We start from the raw sequence: 17,939 nt of genomic DNA, 5'->3' as shown, positions 1-17,939 counted from the left end.
ACGGCCCGTCTGCCAGAAGGTTTCACAGGCACACACAGTTATTTCCGAGTATGAGTGGCCAGGCCGGTCATCACACTACAGGGGCAGGAGGCGGCTCATCCGGCAGGGTTGGCTCACCGGGTTCGTTGGGCTGTTCGTTGGGGGTGTCCGGGTCGGGTTGGCCGGGGATCCCGCCAGCCTGGGTGACGGCCGGATGCGCCAGCAATGACCAGGCCAGCACACCCACTTGGTTGGGTTCGAGCCTGGCCAGTTCGGCACTTATTCGAGGATCGATCTTCATTGCGCACTCCTGAGCGATGGCCCGACCCGCCTTGCGCGGATCGGAGCAGTACACTCCATAGAGTGTACGCTCGCTCAAGAATTCATACGCGTTGTCAGACGGTTGACTCAGGTGCGCGGCAGGGTCACGCCACGCTGGCCCTGGTACTTGCCGCCACGGTCCTTGTAAGACACTTCGCACTCTTCATCGGATTCGAAGAACAGCATCTGCGCCACGCCTTCATTGGCATAAATCTTGGCCGGCAGCGTGGTGGTGTTGGAAAATTCCAGGGTCACGTGGCCTTCCCATTCCGGCTCCAGCGGCGTGACGTTGACGATGATGCCGCAACGCGCGTAAGTGCTCTTGCCCAGGCAGATGGTCAGCACGTTGCGCGGGATCCGGAAGAATTCGACGGTACGGGCCAGCGCGAACGAGTTCGGCGGGATGATGCAGACATCGCTTTTGACGTCGACGAAGCTCTTCTCATCGAAGTTCTTCGGATCGACGGTCGCCGAATTGATGTTGGTGAACACCTTGAACTCATCGGCGCAACGCACGTCGTAGCCGTAGCTCGACACCCCGAAGGAAATCAGCCGGTCGGCGCCTTCGCCACGCATCTGGCGCTCTACGAAGGGCTCGATCATCGCGTGCTCTTGCGCCATGCGGCGAATCCACTTGTCCGATTTGATGCTCATGGCGGGTGTCCTGAAATAGCGAGGTGGAAAAATTCTGTCCGGCATCTTACCGGGGCACGCCGCCGGGTTCAAAGTCCGGGGCTGGATAAATCGCCGATCCCCTTAATATCAGAAGCCGTGCGTCGCTCATGCGCACCGTCAGTCACGAAAACAGAGAAACCTTCGCTAAGACCATTGGCACGTACCAGAAAAAGGGTTAAGGTGGCGCCACTGTGCTGCTTGTGTCACTGAGAATCTCTACACGATATGTTGAATTTCGATCCAACCATCTACAAGAATTTTTCCTGCTCTTTGCACTCAGTCTCGGCCAGGGTTCTTCCTGAGTCGCAGTTATCTTTGTTCAAGGAGTTACACCATGTCTAATCGCCAAACCGGTACCGTTAAGTGGTTCAACGATGAAAAAGGCTTCGGCTTCATCACTCCACAATCCGGTGACGACCTGTTCGTTCACTTCAAAGCTATCCAATCCGACGGCTTCAAAAGCCTGAAAGAAGGCCAACAGGTTTCTTTCATCGCTACCCGCGGTCAGAAAGGCATGCAAGCTGAAGAAGTTCAAGTTATCTAACTTGTACTGATTTAGTAAAAAGCCCCGCCCTCAAAGCGGGGCTTTTTTGTGCCCGGGTGTTTTGTACGGAAAAATGTCTGCAACACGGCCAGCCACACCACTGCGCGCCTTACCAGGTCACCCCAAACCCCGCGGAATAATGGGTCTTGTCCAGGTCGCTCTCCTGCGTGCCTTTGATTTCATTGCGCTCGGCCTTCAGATTGAGCGACGCCCAGTCCGTCACCCTGTAACGCAATCCAGCCTCGGCATCGAGTGCGTAGTCCGCCACACTGGACAGGGGTTTGCCCACCTCACCAGTGGTGAACAGCTCGACCGACCGGCCAATCAGGTAGCGGTTGTAGTCCCACTTCATCGCCAGGGAGTAGAAATTGTCCCGCCCTCCCTGCGTGTACTCATAGTCGGTTCGATTCAACAGCGAGCCTAGCGAAAACGCACCCAACTCATCATCCCAGAACTGATAGCCCGGCCCCGTACCCACGGTGCGCTGCAGCTTCAAGTCTTCAACCTTGTCGCGCTTGTAGTTGAATCGCCCTTGCCAGAACCACTGCTCGGTAATGAAGCGGTCGAGGGCATATTCCGCACGCCAGTTATCCGTGGTCACCACCTCATCCTGGAACTCGCGGTTGTATTCGCCTTCCGCCGTGTGACGCCAATGACCATGACGCGCACTGGTCTTGAAATCGATGGCGTAGTCATCCGTCTTGTTTTCCGAGCGCTCATAATCCAGCGCGACGTCGACATTGCCCTTCCACACCATATCCTCGACCACCGGTCGGGGCTTGAGCATTTGCTGAATACTGGCCAGCTCCACGGTTTTCGGCGCATCACCGTTGGCCAACGTGACCTTGCCTGCATCGGCAGCCTGCAACGATTTGGCCACCTCTGCACTGTAGTCGTCCTGCTTGACCAGCAGTTGCTGATCACTTTCCAGGGTCTTGACCTGCTTCCAGTCGATCGCAACCGCCCCGGCGTACTCCGTCTGAATCAACAACTTGCCGCCGTCGAAGAGCCTGATCTTGCCACTCAAGCGATCACCATTCGTCAACCAGACAGTGTCGGCGAGTGCCGGCGTGCAGGCAGAGAGGACGGCGAGGCACAACAAGGTTCTGGACAGCATAAGCAACGACAACACTCGGGTTCGCGAAAAAAGGCGGCATTATTCCATAGAGAACGCCCGAGCAAGGACTGACCAGGGTATTTGCATCGAGTTCATTTATCATTGGATCATTGGCGCCTTGAGCCACCAACGGTACGACACCCCCCTTTCCAAGGAAACCCGGACGTGAGTGACTGCGAGAACGAGCCCCAGGACCCGGCACACATCCGCCGAACGGCACTCTACGTCACCCTGGCGCAAGTGCCGGCAGGCAAGGTCGTCAGTTACGGCCAACTCGCGGAACTGGCCGGCCTTGGGCGCGCCGCTCGCTGGGTGGGACGTACCCTCAGCCAATTGCCCGCGGACAGCACGCTGCCCTGGCACCGCGTACTCGGCGCGGGCGGCCGGATCAGCCTGCCAGCAGGCACCCCATCGGGCGACGAACAACGGGCGCGATTGCGCATGGAAGGCGTCAGTATCCTGAACAATCGTGTTGATATTCAGCGCCATGGCTGGCGCCCGGTAGAGCACAGCGGTTAGAGTGCGCGCTTTGTTTCCGTATATTTTGAGGCAGACTCCAGCCCATGCCCCGTAAAACCTGGCGCGCCGCGCTCGCCGCTTATGCCAGCCCCTCGACGCTCGTGCTGTTGCTGCTGGGCTTCGCCGCCGGCCTGCCCTACATGCTTGTGTTTTCGACGCTTTCCGTCTGGTTGCGTGAGGCCGGCGTGGCCCGCGAAACCATTGGCTACGCAAGCCTGATCGGGCTGGCCTATGCCTTCAAATGGGTCTGGTCGCCACTGCTCGACCAGTGGCGCCTGCCGCTGCTGGGCAAACTGGGCCGACGACGATCCTGGCTGGTGCTGTCGCAAATCCTGGTGATCCTGGGCCTGATCGGCATGGGCTTCTGCGACCCGCAAAAACACCTGTCCTGGTTGATCGCGATTGCCGTGGTGGTGGCCTTTGCCTCGGCTACCCAGGACATTGCCGTCGACGCCTACCGCCTGGAAATCGTCGACGACACACACCAGGCCGCACTGGCCGCCAGCTACATGTCCGGCTATCGGGTTGCTGCCTTGCTGGCCACCGCAGGCGCCCTGTTCTTTGCCGAAGGCTTCGGCTCCACCGGTTTCAATTACAAACACTCGGCCTGGACCGGTACCTACGTCCTCTTTGGCCTGCTGATGGTCCCGGCGCTGGTGACCTGCCTGCTCATGCGCGAACCGCCAGTGCCGCTGCGCACACAACTGTCTGCCGGCCGCTACAGCTTTGTGCACCAACTGGCATCCGTGTTCGTCCTGATCGTGCTGCTGGTGTCCGTACCGGCCATGTTCACCCAGCTCTACAACACCGACTTTGCCAGCGTACTGTTCGGCGACGCCAGCCTGTTCGACCTGCTGCTGGAAGACCGCGCTTTCCTGCGCGCCATCCTCTACATCACCTTCACTGCCATGTGCCTGTCGACCATGGGCCGACGGGGACTGGCCCCGGTGCTGACACCGGTCAACGACTTTGTCATGCGCTATCGCTGGCAAGCCTTGCTGCTGCTCGGCCTGATTGCCACCTACCGCATGTCCGATACCGTGATGGGCGTCATGGCCAACGTGTTCTACATCGACCTGGGCTTCACCAAGGACCAGATCGCCGGGGTGAGCAAGATCTTCGGCCTGATCATGACCCTGATCGGCGCCGGCATGGGCGGCCTGCTGATCGTGCGCTTCGGCATCCTGCCCATTCTGTTCATCGGCGGCGCAGCCTCGGCCGGCACCAACATCCTGTTCGTGATGCTCGCCGACATGGGCGCCAACCTGCAGATGCTGATTGCCACCATTTCCCTGGACAACTTCAGCTCCGGCCTGGCGACATCGGCCTTCGTGGCCTACCTGTCGAGCCTGACCAACCTGAAGTTCTCGGCCACCCAATACGCCCTGCTCAGCTCGATCATGCTGCTGCTGCCGCGCCTGATCGGCGGCTACACCGGGGTCATGGTGGAAAAGTTCGGTTACCACGACTTCTTCATCATCACCGCCCTGCTTGGCATCCCGACCCTCGTCCTGATCCTTGTGCACTGGTACCAGGAAAGCCGCCGCGAAGGCCCGACGCCGACACAGTCGCCGGAGCCCACCCAGACGACTAACGCCATCGAATAATCCCGGACGGCGCGGGGCTTTCCCCGCGCCCGGGTGTTACCCTCGGCTGCACGCCTGTACGTCAGCGGATCTCGCCCGTACAATGTTCCGTCATTTCTAGTCTTCAGCAACCGACAACGGCCTACCATGCGCACCAGTCAATTTTTGCTCGCCACACAGAAAGAAACGCCTTCCGATGCGGTCGTCATCAGCCACCAGCTGATGCTGCGTGCCGGCATGATCCGCAAACTTGCCTCGGGCCTGTACACCTGGCTGCCCATGGGCCTGCGGGTAATGCGCAAGGTTGAAGCCGTCGTTCGCGAAGAAATGAACGCCGCCGGCTCTCTCGAAGTGTTGATGCCGAGCACTCAACCGTCTGAGCTGTGGCAGGAATCCGGTCGCTGGGAAGAGTACGGCCCTGAGCTGCTGCGCTTCAAGGATCGCCATGGTCGCGACTTCTGCGCAGGTCCTACTCACGAAGAAGTGATCACCGACCTGATGCGCAACGAGTTGAGCAGCTACAAGCAGCTGCCGATCAACCTGTATCAGATCCAGACCAAATTCCGTGATGAAATCCGCCCACGCTTCGGCCTGATGCGCGGCCGCGAGTTCATCATGAAGGACGCCTACTCCTTCCACGCCGATCAGCCATCGCTGCAGGTCACCTACGACCGCATGCACCAGGCTTATTGCAACGTGTTTACCCGCCTGGGCCTGAAGTTCCGCCCGGTTGAAGCCGACAACGGCTCGATCGGCGGCGCCGGTTCCCACGAGTTCCACGTACTGGCCGAGTCCGGCGAAGACGACATCGTTTTCAGCAACGGTTCCGACTACGCGGCGAACATCGAGAAGGCCGAAGCCGTGCCACGGGAAACTTCCCGCGCCGCAGCCACCGAAGAACTGCGCCTGGTCGACACCCCGAACGCCAAGACCATCGCGCAACTGGTCGAAGGCTTCAACCTGCCGATCGAAAAGACCATCAAGACCCTGGTGGTGCACGCCGAAGAAGCCGGCAAGCTGATCGCGCTGATCATTCGCGGCGACCACGAGCTCAACGAAATCAAGGCCGCTAATCAGCCTGGCGTTGCCAGCCCGCTGGTCATGGCCTCCGAAGCCGAACTGCGTGACGCCATCGGCGCCGGCGCCGGTTCCCTCGGCCCGCTGAACCTGCCGCTGCCAATCATCATCGACCGCTCGGTCGAACTGATGAGCGACTTCGGCATCGGCGCCAACATCGACGACAAGCACTACTTCGGCGTCAACTGGGAACGCGACCTACCGGTTCCGACCGTGGCCGACCTGCGCAACGTCGTGGCCGGCGACCCGAGCCCCGACGGCAAAGGCACCCTGGAAATCAAGCGCGGCATCGAAGTCGGACACATCTTCCAGCTGGGCAACAAGTACAGCAAGGCGATGAAGTGCGAAGTGCTGGGCGAGAACGGCAAGCCGGTGACCCTGGAAATGGGTTGCTACGGTATCGGCGTGTCCCGCGTGGTGGCGGCGGCCATCGAGCAGAACAACGACGAGAAAGGGATCATCTGGAGCGACACTCTCGCACCTTTCCAGATTGCCCTGGTGCCATTGCGCTACGAAACCGACCTGGTTCGCGAAGCCACCGACAAGCTCTACGCTGAATTGACGGCGGCCGGCTTCGAAGTGCTGCTGGACGATCGCGACAAGAAAACCAGCCCGGGCATCAAGTTCGCGGACATGGAGCTGATCGGCATTCCTCACCGGATCGTGGTCAGTGACCGCGGCCTGGCCGAAGGCAACCTGGAATACAAGAGCCGTACCGAGGCCGAGCCGCAAGCGCTGCCGGTCGCCGACGTGCTGTCGTTCCTTCAGGCTCGTATCCGCCGCTGACACCAGATAGAGACCTCATGTTCAAGCGAAACACCTTAAGCCTCGGTGGTGCCGCCCTGTGCGGCACCCTGCTGATCAGCGGCTGCGCCAATCAAATGTCGCAGCGCAGCGAGCACGAGGAGCGTATCGAGCGAAAACTGCTCGATCACAGCCTGCAGATCGATGTCGGTGAGCCTAAGGTGCTTGAGCTGCCGCAACGCCGGGTACGGATAAACGAACAGAAGACCTTCGAGGTCACCGAGTTCGAAGTTACCCGTCACTACGATCGCTATACGCCATACCAACCCTGGCGGGAGGTCTACGAGATCCCGCTGGGCGCGGTCGCGGTGGTGGCCGGCGTCGGCGCCAACGTGGTCAATGTCTTCGCCCTGGGCAACCTGCCGGACAGCGCCACCAAGGACTGGATCAGCTACGGCTTTGCCGGGCTCAACCCGTTCATGAACGTACAGTCCCACGGACGCGCGCAACAGAACCTGGCGGGCATCGATGAAGTCCAGCGCGACAAGCGCACGGAGTACTCGAGCCTGCCCTGGAGCGAACGCCCGGTAGAGGTCAAGACCGGCAAGCAGACCTTCGAGCTCACCACCGACCGCAATGGCCTGTTGCGCTTGAACCTGCTCGACAGCCCGTTCTCGGAAAACGACCTGAGCCACATCAATACGCTGCACATTTCCGTCGCGGATGCCCAGGATGACGTGCACACAAACTCATCACTGGCCATCAGCGGCAACTTGCGCAGCAAGCTGCTGGAAGCCCACGAACTGATTTACGACGACCTCGAGGACGACGAAGTCAGCCAGTGGGTACACCGGGTCAAGCGACTGTCGGAGCTGGGCCTGGAAGAGGAAGCCAGCGAACTTGAACAGAGCCTGATCGAACTGACTCGCAACGATCCCGAGTTGCAGAGTGAGTTCCTCAAGTCCCTGACCAAGGATGCCGGACGGCTGGTGGCCGACCCTGGCCCGAATTGATCTGACGCTTCACGGGCAAGCCTCGCCCCTACCCTGGTAGGCGCGAGGTCTTACCGGCCAAATAGATCCAGTTGCTCGAACCCGCCCCGCAGATCCTGCAAACGCACGCCAATCCCCAGCAATCGCACCGGCTTGCCTCCCCGGTTGAATGCCTGTGTCAGCAACAGCTGAAAACTGCCCAAATCCCGCCCCGCGCCGGCCTGCTCCAGCGTTGTCTGGGTAAAATCATGAAACTTCACCTTCACGAACGGCTTGCCCGGACGGTAACTGCTGTCGATGCGGGCCATGCGCCCATTCAGCGACTCCAGCAACGCTGGCAGCTTGTCCAGGCAGCTGACCAGGTCTGGCAGATCGACGTCGTAGGTATTTTCCACGCTCACCGACTGCCGCCGACTGTCGTTCTGCACCTGCCGCTCATCAATCCCGCGCGCCAGACTCCATAACCGCTCGCCGAAACTGCCAAACTCGCGCACCAGCGCCAGCTTGTTCCACTCGCGCAACTGCAGACAATCGACAATCCCCAGCCGGGCCAGCTTGTCCGCCGTGACCTTTCCCACCCCGTGCAACTTGCTTACCGGCAGTTGCGAGACAAAATCCTCGACCTGATCCGGCGTGATCACGAACAACCCGTTGGGTTTTTTCCAGTCACTGGCGATCTTCGCCAGGAACTTGTTCGGCGCCACGCCTGCCGACACCGTGATGTGCAACTGATTGGAGACCCGGCGCCGGATATCCTGGGCAATTCGCGTGGCACTGCCCGCGAAATGGCTACTCTCGGACACATCGAGGTAAGCCTCGTCCAGCGACAGGGGCTCGATCAGCTCGGTGTAATCGCGAAAGATGGCCTGGATTTCCTTCGACGCCTCTCGATAGGCTTCCATCCGCGGCTTGACGATGACCAGGTCCGGGCACAGCTTCAGCGCATGTCGCGAAGACATCGCCGACCGTACCCCAAAGGCTCGCGCCTCATAGTTGCAGGTTGCAATGACGCCCCGCCGGTCCGCCGAACCACCCACGGCCAGCGGCTTGCTGGCCAGCGTCGGGTCGTCACGCATCTCGATGGCAGCATAAAAGCAGTCGCAGTCGACGTGGATGATTTTGCGTTGCGTCATATCAAGGCGGTGTTCAATGAAGGAAAAGGAACCAAAACAAGCCAGATCACCAGTATCTCACTGACAACTGTATATAGCACCAGTACCTTGAATCTTCTCTCCCGTGGGTAGGACAGGTGACTGATGGATTTATTTTTCTAATCAAGTTCAAGCCACCAATAGAGCTGAAAGCCTTGCACAGCAAGCCTTCAAGCCCATAACCCTCCTGATAAAAAACGCTAACCGATTGAACAGACAGCATTTTTTATGAATCAATCGTTGACAGCACCCTGATCCTCTGTAGAATGCCGACACACAGACGCGGGATGGAGCAGTCTGGTAGCTCGTCGGGCTCATAACCCGAAGGTCGTCGGTTCAAATCCGGCTCCCGCAACCAAACATCGAAAAAGGCTACTCGAAAGAGTGGCCTTTTTTGTGCGTGCGTGTTTTTACCTCTCCCCCTGCAGAGCAAACGCCGAGACACGATAAGTTCTCGTTGTGCGTCCGAGACTTAACCGCACACCTGCGACCGCTTGAGGCGATTTTACGTTTACTTGAGCGCGCGTATAATTAACAGTTGACACTCCGGCGTTCGCCTGTAGAATGCCGCCACACAGACGCGGGATGGAGCAGTCTGGTAGCTCGTCGGGCTCATAACCCGAAGGTCGTCGGTTCAAATCCGGCTCCCGCAACCAAACATCAAAAAAGGCTACTCGAAAGAGTGGCCTTTTTTGTGCCTGTCGAAAAACCCTTTCGTAACAATGGCTTGGCAATTCACTGCCCGGTCTCCCCATGCCCTCCCCACTCCAACATCTCAGGCTATGCTCAAGCACAAGCCTGCCTTGCCCATTGGCAACGCACATCCGCAGGGCAATACGCGTTAATATTTGTAACTATATTTTTCTGCAGGGATTGGTAACTTGGCTGGATACCCCCATCCTGTCGCGCACAATCCAAGAGGTGATTGATGCGCGCCAACTCGTCTGACTCACAAGACACCGTGACAGGAACTCAACCGATCAACGCCAGCCGCTTGCACTGGCTGGACCTGATCAGCAAATACCGCCAGCCCATTGGCCTGGCAGTGACGCTGCTGTTGTTCGCGATCGCCCTGATTGCCTGTCGTCATCTATTAAGCGAACTCGACCTCTACGCCCTGCACGATTCGATCCTGCAAGTCCCGCAGCCGGCCTTGCTCGGTGCATTGGGCGCAACGATTGTCGGCTTCATGGTGTTGCTCGGCTATGAATGGTCGGCGACGCGTTATGCCGGCGTGACCCTGCCAGCACGCACCCTGTTTCTGGGGGGCTTCACCGCATTCGCGATCGGCAATGCCATCGGCCTGTCGCTGTTGTCGGGCGGCTCGGTGCGCTATCGCCTGTACGCGCGCCACGGCCTGGGGGCGGCAGAAGTCGCCCGCATGACCCTGTTTGCCAGTTTGTCCCTGGGCTGTGCCCTGCCTCCGCTGGCCGCCCTGGCCACGCTGAGCAACCTGCCTGCCGCGTCTGTCGCACTGCACGTGTCGCAACCTGTGCTGGCGGCGATTGCGATTGCCGTACTGCTGCTGTGCGCGATCCTGGCGATCGGCCTCTACCGTCGTCGCCTGCCCGAGCAGCCGTATGCGGATAATTTGCTGGTGCGTATCGGTCGGCGAACCCTGCGCCTGCCAGGCCGGCGCCTGACCTTCCTGCAACTGATCATCACCGCGCTCGACGTGGCCGCTGCCGCGACCGTTCTTTACCTGCTGCTACCGCAGGCTCCCCCCTTCGGTGCGTTCCTGCTGGTTTATCTTCTGGCCCTGGCCGCAGGCGTGCTCAGCCACGTACCGGGAGGTGTCGGGGTATTCGAAGCCATCTTGCTGGCCGCGTTCGCCGACACGCTCGGTGCAGCGCCACTGGCCGCCGCGCTGCTGCTGTATCGCCTGATCTATGTGGTCCTGCCGATGCTGGCGGCCTGCATTCTGCTGTTGATCAATGAAGCCCAGCGGCTGTTCACCACCCGCGAAGCATTGCGCACGGCCTCTGGCCTCGCCGCGCCGGTACTGGCCGTGCTGGTGTTTCTCTCCGGCGTGGTCCTGCTGTTCTCCGGCGCCACGCCGGAGATCGATACCCGCCTGGAACATATCGGCTTTCTGATCCCTCATCGCCTGATTGACGCGTCGCACTTCGGCGCCAGCCTGATCGGCGTGCTGTGCCTGTTGCTGGCCCAGGGCTTGCGCCGCCGGCTGTCGGCTGCGTGGATGCTGACCACCGTGTTGCTGCTGGCCGGCGCCCTGCTTTCGCTGCTCAAGGGTTTCGACTGGGAAGAAGCCAGCCTGCTGATCCTGACGGCCAGCCTGCTGGCCATTTTCCGTCGCTCGTTCTATCGCCCCAGCCGCCTGACCGAACTGCCCTTCTCGCCCCTGTACCTGGTGGCCAGCGTCTGCGTACTGGGCGCCTCGATCTGGTTGCTGCTGTTTGCCTATCAGGACGTGCCCTACAGCCACGAACTCTGGTGGCAATTCACCCTGGACTCCGATGCGCCCCGTGGCCTGCGCTCGCTGCTCGGCGCCGCGGTGGTACTGGTGGTCGTGTCGCTGACCTGGCTGCTGCGCACCGAACGCCCGGTGATCCACCTGCCCGACAACACCGAGCTGGATAAGGCCCAGAAGATTCTGCTGGCCTCGGCGCAGCCTGACGGAGGCCTGGCCCTGACCGGTGACAAGGCGCTGCTGTTCAACCCCGACGACAACGCCTTCCTGATGTACGCGCGCCGTGGCCGCAGCCTGGTGGCGCTGTACGACCCGATTGGCCCGCCCCAGCAAAGGGCCGAGATGATCTGGCAGTTCCGCGACCTGTGCGACCTGCATCACGCCCGCCCGGTGTTCTACCAAGTCCGTGCCGAGAACCTGCCCTACTACATGGACATCGGCCTGACCGCGATCAAGCTTGGCGAGGAAGCCCGGGTCGACCTGCAGCGCTTCGATCTCGACGCCAAGGGCAAGGAGATGAAAGACCTGCGATACACCTGGAACCGTGGCACCCGCGATGGTTTGTCGCTGGAGATCTTCGAACCAGGGCAGGCACCGATGGACGAACTGAAAGTCATCTCCGACGCCTGGCTCACCGGCAAGAACGTGCGCGAGAAAGGCTTCTCGCTCGGCCGTTTCAGCGACGACTACCTGAAGTACTTTCGCATTGCGATCATTCACTTTGAAGGCCGCCCGGTGGCGTTCGCCAACCTGCTCGAGACTTACAGCCACGACCTGGCCAGCCTCGACCTGATGCGGGCGCACCCCGAAGCCCCGAAGTTGACCATGGAATTCATGATGGTCGGCCTGATTCAATATTATAAAAGCCATGGCTATGCGCGCTTCAGCCTGGGCATGGTCCCATTGTCGGGCCTGCAACCACGTCGCGGTGCGCCACTGACCCAGCGCCTCGGCTCGATGGTGTTCCGCCGTGGCGAGCAGCTCTACAACTTCCAGGGGCTGCGTCGCTTCAAGGATAAGTTCCAGCCTGACTGGGAACCCCGCTACATGGCCGTGCCCGCCGGGCTCGATCCGCTGGTGGCGCTGGCCGATACCGCTGCCCTGATTGCGGGCGGCTTGACTGGATTGGTGAAACGCTGATGATTCGACGTGCCTGGCGGTATGTACTGGCCACTCTGGTGGTACTGGCTCTAATACTCGGCGGTGGCCACTGGTACTGGAACCGCCCCGCCCCCGAACCGACCCTGGAAGTGTTGGCGCCGCCTGATGGCGCGCCCATGACCCGGGTCATTCCTGGCTCGACACCCCACGCCCGCGTGGTGGTTGCGGTAACCGATGAACAGAAGCTGAGCGACAAGCAGCTGATCGCCTTGAGCCGTGGCGGTGCCGCGCAGATCGTGCAAGTGATCCTGCCCAAGGACTGCCTGCTGCAAGGGCGGGCGCTGCAATCGGCACTCAGGGAACTCAAGGGCCCGGCGACGCTGGTCAGCGGCATAGGCCCGGGCGCGGTACTGGCCTGGCGCTGGCTGGCCGAACAGAAGGATGACAAGTCCCAGGCGGTCTCGGTCGACCTGGCCCTGGAAAAACCCGGCTGCACCCACCTGCTGCCAAAAAGCGCCGCCCATGGCCATTGGCTGGTGGCCTGGAACGACAACCCGGACGATACCAGTGCCGGTTTCGTGCGCGACCAACCCAATGCGCAAACCAGCATCAGCGACTATGACATCAACTTGCCGCAAGTCCTCAACAACGAGCTGCGCAAGATCCTGGTTGGCTCCGACAAGGGCAATGGCGGGCTAAGCATCCCCGTGGTCGAGGTGCCTGCCGGCCAAGCCAGGGACACCGTCACCCTGTTCCTGTCCGGCGACGGCGGCTGGCGCGACCTGGACCGTGACGTGGCCGGGGAGATGGCGAAGATCGGCTACCCGGTGGTCGGCATCGACACCCTGCGCTACTACTGGCAGCACAAAAGTCCTGAGCAAAGCGCCATCGACCTGGGCGAACTGATGCAGCACTACCGGCAGAAATGGGGCACCAAGCGCTTCATCCTCACCGGCTATTCGTTTGGCGCGGACGTGCTGCCTGCCATCTACAACCGCCTGCCCGAGTCGGAGCAGCAGCGTGTCGACGCAATCATTCTGCTGGCCTTCGCCCGCACTGGCAGCTTCGAAATCGAAGTCGAAGGCTGGCTCGGCAATGCAGGCAAGGAAGCTGCCACCGGCCCGGAAATGGCCAAGCTGCCGGCGACCAAGGTCGTGTGCATCTACGGTGTGGAAGAGGCCGATGAAAGCGGCTGCACCGACAAGACGGCCGTCGGCGAAGCCGTGAAGCTGCCCGGCGGACACCACTTCGACGAGAACTACCCGGCCCTGGCTCAGCGCCTGGTCGACATCATCGAAAAGCACCAGGACAAGAGCAAGGTCGCTGAAGAGTGACCTGACCCGCGCCCGAAAACGAGAAAAGCCCTGCAAGCGTAAACCTGCAGGGCTTCTCGATCAGTCTGACCATCTCATTAGCCCCCGCTGCCGCCAGGCAACGGGGGCTTTTTCGGGCGGCTTACATCTCGATCTGGGTGCCCAGCTCGATCACCCGATTCAGCGGCAAGTTGAAGAATCGCAGGTTGCTGTTGGCGTTCTTCAGCATGAAGGCGAACAACGCCTCGCGCCAACGGGGCATTCCCACCAGCTTGGAAGTGATAACCGTCTCGCGGCTGAGGAAGTACGTCGTGCGCATCGGGCTGAAATCCAGCGACTCGAGATGGCACAGCTTCAGCGCCTCGGGCACATCCGGCTCATCGGTAAAACCAAAGTGCAGGATGACCCGGAAGAAGCCTTCGCCGTGGGAGGCGACCTCAAAGCGACGTTGCGCCGGCACCCGGGGAATGTCTTCGTAGACCACCGTCAACAACACCACCTGCTCATGCAGGACCTGGTTGTGCAACAGGTTGTGCAGCAAGGCATGCGGAACCGCGTCCGGGCGTGCCGAGAGAAACACCGCAGTACCCTGAACCCGATGCGGCGGCTGCACGCGAATGCTGCCGATGAAGATCGGCAGCGGCAAACCGCCCTCGTCCAGGCGTTCGACCAGCAATTGCTTGCCGCGCTTCCAGGTGGTCATCAGCGCGAACAGGGCGGCCCCCGCCAACACAGGAAAGGCACCACCCTGAATGATTTTCGGCACGTTGGCCGCAAAAAACAGCCCGTCCACCAACAAGAAGCCCAGCAGCACCGGCACCGCCAGGATCGGTGGCCATTTCCACAGCAGCAACATCACGGCCGACACCAGAATGGTGGTCATCAGCATGGTGCCCGTCACGGCAACGCCGTAAGCCGACGCCAACGCACCCGAGGATTCGAAACCCAGCACCAGCAGAATCACGCCCACCATCAGCGCCCAGTTCACGGCACCGATGTAGATCTGCCCTTGTTCGGCACTCGATGTGTGCTGGATGTGCATGCGCGGGATGTACCCCAGCGCAATGGCCTGGCGGGTCAGGGAGAACGCCCCGGAAATCACTGCCTGCGAAGCGATCACCGTGGCCAGGGTCGACAACCCCACCAGCGGAATCAACGCCCAGCTCGGCGCCAGCAGGTAGAAGGGGTTGCGTGCCGCCTCGGGATCGCCCAGCAGCAATGCGCCCTGACCGAAGTAGTTGAGCACCAGGGCCGGCAGCACCAGAATGAACCAGGCACGCGCAATCGGCTTGCGTCCGAAGTGCCCCATATCGGCGTACAGCGCCTCGGCCCCGGTCAGTGCCAGCACCACCGCGCCCAGAATGGCCACGCCCATGCCAGGGTGCACGACGAAGAAACGCACGGCCCAGACCGGGTTCATCGCCTGCAGCACCTCAGGATGCTGGACGATGCCATAAACCCCCAACGCGCCGAGCACTACAAACCAGGTGACCATGATCGGCCCGAACAGAATGCCGATGCGGGCCGTACCGTGGCGCTGGATCAGAAACAAGGCCACCAGCACGATCAACGACAGCGGCACCACCCAGTGATCGATCCCCTCGAAGGCCAGCCCCAGCCCCTCGATCGCCGACAGTACCGAAATCGCCGGGGTGATCATGCTGTCGCCGTAGAACAGTGCCGCACCGATCAACCCGCACACCACCAGCAGGCCGCGCAACCGTGCATGCCCCGCCGCCGCCCGGCGCGCCAGGGCGGTGAGCGCCATGATGCCGCCCTCCCCCTGGTTGTCGGCCCGCAGCACGAACAGCATGTACTTGATGGACACCACCCAGATCAACGACCAGAAGATCAGCGCCAGGATTCCCAGCACCCCGTCATGGTTGACCGGCACACCGTACGCCCCGGAAAACACTTCCTTGAGGGTGTACAGCGGACTGGTGCCGATATCGCCGTACACCACTCCGACCGCTGCGACCAGCATGCTGATCGGCTTTGCAGCCGAATGTTCGGCGCTCGCAGCCTGACTACTTGCCTGACCCATCCACCACCCCTATTACCCAGACCCAGACTGCTTCGCAAGAAGCGCTATGCTTTGACGCGCAGCATGCGCTGTTTTACTTACTGTTACAGACGTTTTGTTGACTGTAAAAAATCGGTAAAGCCCAACGGCGCGAAGCATAGCGCAGCACTCGTCGTATTTCCCTGCATAAAGCTGGTCAAGCGCGCTGACCATCGCTAGAATTGCGCACTTTTTGATCAGAGGCAGGCGTCCTGTCTCGCGAATCACTGCTGACTTCTTGACGAATGACGGTTGCCGCCACGCTGCCTTGCCTGGCAACAACAGTCATTCGTCAAAAAACGGCGTATTCACGAGACAGGACGCTAAGCGCCCAACTGTCGCCTTGCCGTCTTCGGCTGGAGGCGTCACAAAACACCGAGGTTAGACATGTCCACCACTCCTGCGTCAGCCAATCCCAAGGTTGGCTTCGTATCCCTGGGTTGCCCGAAAGCGTTGGTCGACTCCGAGCGCATCCTTACCCAACTGCGCATGGAAGGCTATGACGTCGTGTCCACCTATCAGGACGCTGATGTCGTGGTGGTCAACACCTGCGGCTTCATCGACTCGGCCAAGGCCGAATCCCTGGAAGTGATCGGCGAAGCCATCAAGGAAAACGGCAAGGTCATCGTGACCGGCTGCATGGGCGTCGAAGAAGGCAAAATTCGCGACGTACACCCAAGCGTACTGGCCGTCACCGGCCCGCAGCAGTACGAACAAGTGGTCAACGCCGTGCACAAAGTCGTGCCGCCACGCCAGGACCACAACCCGCTGATCGACCTGGTGCCGCCACAAGGCATCAAGCTGACACCGCGCCACTATGCCTACCTGAAGATTTCCGAAGGCTGCAACCACAGCTGCAGCTTCTGCATCATCCCGTCGATGCGCGGCAAACTGGTCAGCCGCCCGGTGGGCGACGTGCTCGACGAAGCCCAGCGCCTGGTCAAGTCCGGCGTCAAGGAACTGCTGGTGATCTCCCAGGACACCAGCGCCTATGGCGTTGACGTCAAGTACCGCACCGGCTTCTGGAACGGCGCACCGGTAAAAACCCGCATGACCGAGCTGTGCGAAGCCCTCAGCACCCTCGGTGTCTGGGTTCGCCTGCACTACGTCTACCCGTACCCGCACGTTGACGAACTGATCCCGCTGATGGCCGCCGGCAAGATCCTGCCGTACCTGGACATCCCGTTCCAGCACGCCAGCCCGAAAGTCCTGAAAGCCATGAAACGCCCGGCCTTCGAAGACAAGACCCTGGCGCGCATCAAGAACTGGCGCGAAATCTGCCCGGACCTGATCATCCGCTCGACCTTCATCGTCGGCTTCCCGGGCGAAACCGAAGAAGACTTCCAGTACCTGTTGAACTGGCTGACCGAAGCCCAGCTCGACCGCGTCGGCTGCTTCCAGTACTCGCCGGTTGAAGGCGCTCCGGCCAACGACCTGAACCTGGACATCGTGCCGGACGACGTCAAGCAAGACCGCTGGGACCGCTTCATGGCGCACCAGCAGGCCATCAGCTCGGCGCGCCTGCAAATGCGCATTGGCCGCGAAATCGAAGTGCTGGTCGATGAAGTCGACGAGCAAGGCGCCGTTGGCCGCTGCTTCTTCGATGCCCCGGAAATCGACGGTAACGTGTTCATCGACAACGGCAGCAACCTCAAGCCAGGCGACAAGGTCTGGTGCAAGGTGACCGACGCCGACGAGTACGATCTGTGGGCTGAACAGATCTAATCGTAAAAAATACACAAAGCCCCGCTCTCCAGACGAGATGCGGGGCTTTTTTACGACTATTGTTTGGATCAGGGAATTCACTCACCACAAGGGGCAGGCGGGCATGCGCCATCATTCGGTCATCCACACGCCGAAACACAGCGACTACGAAGAGCTCACCCGGGTCTGGGAGGCGTCGGTACGCGCCACCCATGATTTTTTGCCGGCCCCTTACATCGAGCGCTTGAGAACCCTGGTGCTGACTTGCTACCTGGACGCCGTGATGCTGATTTGCACCCGTGACAAGCATCAGCGCATCACCGGGTTCGCCGGCGTGGCCGCGGGTAAGATCGAGATGCTGTTCATTGCCCCCGAACACCGTGGCGAAGGCCTGGGCAAACAACTGCTGCGCTATGCCCTGGAGCACCTCAACGCCGATGAACTGGACGTCAACGAACAGAACCCGCAAGCCCTCGGCTTCTATTTGAAACAGGGCTTTGAAGTCATCGGACGCTCGGAAGTCGACGGCATGGGGCAGCCCTATCCCTTGCTGCACATGCGTTTTAAACAGCCTCAGCAGCAGGCCCTGCGCGGCTAAAAGCCACACGAGGCAAATGGACCCG

At 60.7% G+C, this 17,939-nt stretch carries 14 protein-coding genes and 2 tRNA genes; 11 read left to right on the top strand and 5 right to left on the bottom strand.

The genetic code is table 11. The annotated features are described in order from the left end of the window. Nucleotides 1-70: 70 nt before the first annotated feature. Nucleotides 71-280: a hypothetical protein gene (locus AC3WQN_RS09595; protein ID WP_095146774.1), complete on the bottom strand. Its 210-nt coding sequence runs from the start codon at nucleotides 278-280 to the stop codon at nucleotides 71-73. 107 nt (nucleotides 281-387) lie between these two features. Then, entirely contained in the window at nucleotides 388-954 is a 567-nt protein-coding gene (gene dcd / locus AC3WQN_RS09590) for a dCTP deaminase (RefSeq protein WP_095077425.1), read from the bottom strand. A 355-nt stretch (nucleotides 955-1,309) separates the two neighbouring features. On the opposite strand from dcd, the gene AC3WQN_RS09585 reads away from it, so the two are divergent. Continuing rightward, nucleotides 1,310-1,519 (top strand): cold-shock protein, encoded by a 210-nt coding sequence (locus AC3WQN_RS09585; protein WP_002554837.1) that lies wholly within the window; start codon nucleotides 1,310-1,312, stop codon nucleotides 1,517-1,519. Between the two features lie 109 nt (nucleotides 1,520-1,628). On the opposite strand, the gene AC3WQN_RS09580 is transcribed toward AC3WQN_RS09585, so the two are convergent. Beyond that, entirely contained in the window at nucleotides 1,629-2,636 is a 1,008-nt protein-coding gene (locus AC3WQN_RS09580; RefSeq protein ID WP_103402088.1) for a DUF481 domain-containing protein, read from the bottom strand. Nucleotides 2,637-2,801: 165 nt separating this feature from the next. Between AC3WQN_RS09580 and AC3WQN_RS09575 the strand changes: the two genes are divergently transcribed. From AC3WQN_RS09575 to AC3WQN_RS09560, 4 genes are all read left to right on the top strand, one after another. Next, on the top strand, nucleotides 2,802-3,155 hold the full coding sequence (locus AC3WQN_RS09575; RefSeq protein WP_103402089.1) for an MGMT family protein: 354 nt from the start codon (nucleotides 2,802-2,804) through the stop codon (nucleotides 3,153-3,155). A gap of 44 nt (nucleotides 3,156-3,199) precedes the next feature. Continuing rightward, nucleotides 3,200-4,762 (top strand): AmpG family muropeptide MFS transporter, encoded by a 1,563-nt coding sequence (locus tag AC3WQN_RS09570; protein WP_103402090.1) that lies wholly within the window; start codon nucleotides 3,200-3,202, stop codon nucleotides 4,760-4,762. 126 nt (nucleotides 4,763-4,888) lie between these two features. After that, nucleotides 4,889-6,604 (top strand): proline--tRNA ligase, encoded by a 1,716-nt coding sequence (locus tag AC3WQN_RS09565; RefSeq protein WP_095146770.1) that lies wholly within the window; start codon nucleotides 4,889-4,891, stop codon nucleotides 6,602-6,604. 17 nt (nucleotides 6,605-6,621) lie between these two features. Next, a complete protein-coding gene (locus tag AC3WQN_RS09560) occupies nucleotides 6,622-7,575 on the top strand; it encodes a hypothetical protein (RefSeq protein ID WP_103402091.1) in 954 nt (317 codons plus the stop codon). 50 nt (nucleotides 7,576-7,625) lie between these two features. Here AC3WQN_RS09560 and dinB read toward each other — a convergent pair whose 3' ends face one another. Then, the gene (gene dinB / locus AC3WQN_RS09555; RefSeq protein ID WP_103402092.1) at nucleotides 7,626-8,687 is read right to left on the bottom strand and encodes a DNA polymerase IV; all 1,062 of its coding nucleotides are present in this window, start codon (nucleotides 8,685-8,687) and stop codon (nucleotides 7,626-7,628) included. Nucleotides 8,688-8,986: 299 nt separating this feature from the next. Between dinB and AC3WQN_RS09550 the strand changes: the two genes are divergently transcribed. The 4 genes from AC3WQN_RS09550 to AC3WQN_RS09535 all read left to right on the top strand — a co-directional run bounded on the left by AC3WQN_RS09550 (nucleotide 8,987) and on the right by AC3WQN_RS09535 (nucleotide 13,571). Next, nucleotides 8,987-9,063, top strand: a tRNA-Met gene (locus tag AC3WQN_RS09550). A 221-nt stretch (nucleotides 9,064-9,284) separates the two neighbouring features. Continuing rightward, nucleotides 9,285-9,361: transfer RNA gene (locus tag AC3WQN_RS09545), tRNA-Met, on the top strand. Between the two features lie 272 nt (nucleotides 9,362-9,633). Further along, nucleotides 9,634-12,276 (top strand): bifunctional lysylphosphatidylglycerol flippase/synthetase MprF, encoded by a 2,643-nt coding sequence (mprF, locus tag AC3WQN_RS09540; protein ID WP_103401565.1) that lies wholly within the window; start codon nucleotides 9,634-9,636, stop codon nucleotides 12,274-12,276. Beyond that, nucleotides 12,276-13,571 carry a virulence factor family protein gene (locus AC3WQN_RS09535; RefSeq protein WP_103401564.1) on the top strand — a complete coding sequence of 432 codons (1,296 nt, stop codon included), beginning with the start codon at nucleotides 12,276-12,278 and terminating at the stop codon, nucleotides 13,569-13,571. The genes mprF and AC3WQN_RS09535 overlap by 1 nt, the downstream gene beginning before the upstream one ends. Before the next feature lie 121 nt (nucleotides 13,572-13,692). Here the strand turns inward: AC3WQN_RS09535 and AC3WQN_RS09530 are convergent, their stop codons facing one another. Continuing rightward, nucleotides 13,693-15,534, bottom strand: coding sequence for a potassium transporter Kup (locus tag AC3WQN_RS09530; RefSeq protein ID WP_371918529.1), 1,842 nt, complete (start codon nucleotides 15,532-15,534; stop codon nucleotides 13,693-13,695). A 465-nt stretch (nucleotides 15,535-15,999) separates the two neighbouring features. On the opposite strand from AC3WQN_RS09530, the gene rimO reads away from it, so the two are divergent. Further along, nucleotides 16,000-17,337 (top strand): 30S ribosomal protein S12 methylthiotransferase RimO, encoded by a 1,338-nt coding sequence (rimO, locus tag AC3WQN_RS09525; RefSeq protein ID WP_103401562.1) that lies wholly within the window; start codon nucleotides 16,000-16,002, stop codon nucleotides 17,335-17,337. A gap of 103 nt (nucleotides 17,338-17,440) precedes the next feature. After that, entirely contained in the window at nucleotides 17,441-17,914 is a 474-nt protein-coding gene (locus AC3WQN_RS09520; protein WP_103401561.1) for a GNAT family N-acetyltransferase, read from the top strand. The last annotated feature ends 25 nt before the right edge of the window (nucleotides 17,915-17,939 follow it).

The organism is Pseudomonas sp. FW300-N1A1, from assembly GCF_058789115.1.
Note: the sequence above shows the minus strand (reverse complement) of the source record. Positions and strands in the feature narration are given on the sequence as shown.